The 3,603-nt window shown below is 54.7% G+C and carries 4 protein-coding genes and 1 pseudogene; 1 reads left to right on the top strand and 4 read right to left on the bottom strand.

What is annotated here, in order from left to right:
- Window positions 1-72: 72 nt before the first annotated feature.
- The 3 genes from CLV74_RS22310 to CLV74_RS22300 all read right to left on the bottom strand — a co-directional run bounded on the left by CLV74_RS22310 (window position 73) and on the right by CLV74_RS22300 (window position 2,837).
- Window positions 73-1,305, bottom strand: coding sequence for a chemotaxis protein CheA (locus tag CLV74_RS22310; RefSeq protein ID WP_170108138.1), 1,233 nt, complete (start codon window positions 1,303-1,305; stop codon window positions 73-75).
- Window positions 1,295-1,591: a hypothetical protein gene (locus tag CLV74_RS22305; protein ID WP_106269124.1), complete on the bottom strand. Its 297-nt coding sequence runs from the start codon at window positions 1,589-1,591 to the stop codon at window positions 1,295-1,297. Before CLV74_RS22305 ends, CLV74_RS22310 begins: the two co-directional genes overlap by 11 nt.
- Before the next feature lie 1,000 nt (window positions 1,592-2,591).
- Entirely contained in the window at window positions 2,592-2,837 is a 246-nt protein-coding gene (locus CLV74_RS22300) for a hypothetical protein (protein WP_106269122.1), read from the bottom strand.
- Window positions 2,838-2,902: 65 nt separating this feature from the next.
- On the opposite strand from CLV74_RS22300, the pseudogene CLV74_RS22295 reads away from it, so the two are divergent.
- A pseudogene (locus CLV74_RS22295) lies at window positions 2,903-3,513 on the top strand (transposase); the annotation flags it as partial.
- On the opposite strand, the gene CLV74_RS23440 reads toward CLV74_RS22295, so the two are convergent.
- The gene (locus tag CLV74_RS23440) at window positions 3,503-3,595 is read right to left on the bottom strand and encodes an integrase core domain-containing protein (RefSeq protein WP_342753508.1); all 93 of its coding nucleotides are present in this window, start codon (window positions 3,593-3,595) and stop codon (window positions 3,503-3,505) included. The pseudogene CLV74_RS22295 and the gene CLV74_RS23440 overlap by 11 nt on opposite strands.
- Window positions 3,596-3,603: the final 8 nt, after the last annotated feature.

The raw sequence follows: 3,603 nt of genomic DNA, 5'->3' as shown, positions 1-3,603 counted from the left end.
AACCACATTGACCCCATCATGAAGCAACGCACATAACTGAAAGGCGGGTCAAATCTTCATGACAATGCTGGGTCAGTTCTCGGTGACATCTAACACCTTGCCGTCGTCTTTCACGGTAACGATTACTTCGCTGCCGATATGCTCGGCCTTGATCTCGATATTGCCAGTGGCGGGCTTTCCGGCGGCGGTGCGGTCGTCGGCTGTCTCGATCCCGTGGTCCATGCTGTTGCGCACGATATGGACCAGCGGATCGGCCAGTTTTTCTATCATGGTTTTGTCCAGCTCGGTCTCGCGGCCCGACACAACCATGTCCACATCTTTGCCAAGGGTCATCGACAGGTCTGCGACCAGCCGTTCAAACCGAGAGGCCAGCGTGCCGAAGGGCACCATGCGGATCGACATGGCCGTATCGCGCAGACCAAGCGACAGACGGTTGATCTGCTCGGCCAGGGCCACAAGGCTGGGGTCTTTCGACTGACGGGCCATCTCGCTAAGGCGGGCGTCAAAGATGACCAATTCACCCACCTGATCCACAAGGCTGTCCAGTTTGGACGTACCAACGCGGATCGAAGTTTCAGCCTGAGCAGGGGGCGTGTTTTTAGGGGAGCGACCGTTCGCCCCCGGCTCAGACTCCACCTTCGCAACCGGGACAGCGGATTGCTCGGGCGATACGTGAAAGTTCTTTTCGATGTCGTAGAACAGGAATAGTTCGTCCAGCGCTTCTTGCGAGACGTCGGCGGGCAGGGTCATTTTCCAGCCGATGTAGCAGGTGTCTACATCCAGCGCGTCAAGGGTCGGCACCTGACTTGTGTCGGCAGTGATATCCTCAGCGCCCAGTTGGCGCAGGTCTTCTAGCAGCAGGTCAGGATTTGCACCCAGTTCCAGCACGTTACCCTTCAGCCGGAAGCTAAACTCGATGCGGGCTGTTGGGGCCGTGCCGCCTTCGACCACAGCGGCCAGTCCGGCAAGGATGGTGGCGCTGCGGGTGGCAGTCAGATCATTGGGGTTCACCAGATCGGGCAGCAGATCACTGGCCTCGAACGACAGGCGGATCACCTCTTGAGTGACGGCGGCGTTGCCTTTGCGGAACTCGTCAAACAGGGTTTCGAACGCATGGGCGAATTCCGACAGCTGTGTCAGACCACACATGGCGCCGCTGCCTTTAACGGTGTGCAAAGCGCGGAAGGCCGCGTCAATGCTGGATTGGTCAGCGTAGTTCTTACGCAGGGTCAGCAGCGCGGTATCAAGCTGCTCTTTTAGCTCGCGCAGTTCTTCCAGAAAGATCAGCAGGACATCATTCGACATCAGAGCCTCCGGCGGTTTGGGGTTCGGTTTGATCCAACACATCCCCCAAGCCGCAGGCATCAGCCGTGCGGATCAGGTCAGCGTCAGATGTCGTGATGGTCACCGACCGGCCCAAAGCGCGGGCGGTCGAACGCAGCGAAACAGCGAACTGCAACAGGCCGACGGCGGGTTTAAAATCCGCGGGCAACACCACATGCGTGATGTCTTCAGCCTTAAACGCGGCAAAGATATTCTGTGCCTCCAGAGCAAGCTCTTGAAGGCCTCTGCTAGAGAGGGTCTCGGGCATTGTTCTACCATCGCTGACGTAGGGGCCGGCCTTCTGGCGGGTCTGCAGGTGGTTCGCAGGGTGGTCCGCTAGCGGTACCGGCTTTGGCGTTTACTCAGCGTTAACTTTCCAAAGCGGCTTTAAAATAGCGTATCTGAAGATCACAAGAGGTATCTTGGGGCTTGAAATGTGATCATCAGCACGTGAAAAATTTATCATTTTACGCATGGATTTATCTGCGGACAGCAACGCTTCTGGCCGAACGAGACCGGCCGCGAGTGTCCTTATAGACAGCTCAGGCATCGGAAGATGCCAAATGTGCCCGTTTGGGAAGTAATCCAAGAAACGCACGCAATTTAATTTCGTATCGGGATGAATTTCTGTGATATAAATATATATTAGAACAATATTCCAAATTGTTGGAAGAAAAATGACGCTCTCCGTGATAAGTCAATTAAATTGATTAATATCGTACTTCGTGAATGTTCAACCCGTTATATTCAATAAAGTCTATGTGTTTTCATGAAGCCATGACTGATTCGCTTGAAAATCAGGTTGAAGTCGTGATCGGAGAGCGTTCTGCGGCAACTTCAAAAGTCGTGCCAAGTCGGGATTACAGGGTTGCAGTTTCGCATGCAGGGCAGTGTTGTCCCTTCGCTGTGTCCCGAGGCCGCAGGTGAAACCCCTATTCAGGCATCACACTAGACGCGGTCTGGCGGAAGGCTTGGACATAGTCGATGTCGTGATCCTCGGCCCAAACGCCAAGGTTGATCGCCTTTTGCAGTCCCGCGCCGATCGGGCGGGTGACGATAGGCAGGTGGTCTCCAGACTTTTAATACCCTACGCGCAATGCAGATAAGATGATGTACCGTCGTGCGCGTGCGCGAAGCTACAGCTTTATTAGGCCATCTCTAAAGGAGTTGGGTGAGGCCGTTGTGAACTGATCTGTTTTGGAGAGGGCCGTCGCCAGCGTTCCCGTTCATGGTCTGGCTCATAAAAAAGAAATGCCCATACAGCTTCCTTAAAAGCGTGCTGTGTGCAGCAAATAGTGCGCAATTCGAGCTCCCGCAACCAAAAATAATTCCGAAGATATATCAGATACTTGGCTTTCTGGTCTATTCAAAGCGGTTGCCGTGGAGCCCGTCGCAAGGTTCAACAGCGCGCCTAGCTCACCACTCAGATCAATCGCATAGCCGTCGCACTGTTCATGCGGGATCAGCACGATCCGCTCGATCAGCCCCCGCAAGCTCTCCCAACTCTCAACCATCTTGACCTGCCACGGGAATTTTCCTCCATCATCGATTAGAGTCTGATCCAATTTGAGGACAGATTATGAAGCGCACACGATTTACGGACGAACAGATCATCGGGATTTTGACTGAGCATGAGGCCGGCGCAAAATGTGCCGACCTTTGCCGCAAACACGGTATGGCCGAAGGCACTTTCTATAACTGGAAAGCCAAGTTTGGCGGGATGACTGTGTCCGAAGCCAAGCGGCTGAAGACGCTTGAGGATGAGAACGCTAAACTCAAAAAGCTGCTGGCTGAACAGATGCTGGATCTGGCAGCGATGCGCGAGTTGGTTTCAAAGTGAGGGCATGAACGCCACTGGTTCAAGAGAATGCCCGAACGGTAACGCCCGCTGTTAAGCGCGAAGCTGTCGCGCAACTGAGAAGCCAATTCGGGTTCTCAGAACGGCGGGCGTGCCGGATTGCGGGCGCGGATCGCAAGATGGTCCGGTATGTTGCGCAGCGTGCGCCGGATACGGCCTTGCGTGGTCGGTTGAGAGAACTGGCAAACGAACTGACAGCCCTTATCGAACGGCGGGGAAAGCCTGGGATGATTGTCAGCGATAACGGAAGCGAACTGACAAGTAATGCCATCCTCGGCTGGTGTGCCGAGAACTGTAATGACCCAGCGTTTTCTGCTCAGTTTAGGCCGTTAGTCTGAATGCCTCGGCAGGCGTGCGCATGGCAAGGGCCTGATGAGGACGACGGTTATTGTAAAAACTGATCCAGTCGCCGATGACGCGTG

Source organism: Donghicola tyrosinivorans (assembly GCF_003003355.1).
Lineage (GTDB): Bacteria > Pseudomonadota > Alphaproteobacteria > Rhodobacterales > Rhodobacteraceae > Donghicola > Donghicola tyrosinivorans.
Note: the sequence above shows the minus strand (reverse complement) of the source record. Positions and strands in the feature narration are given on the sequence as shown.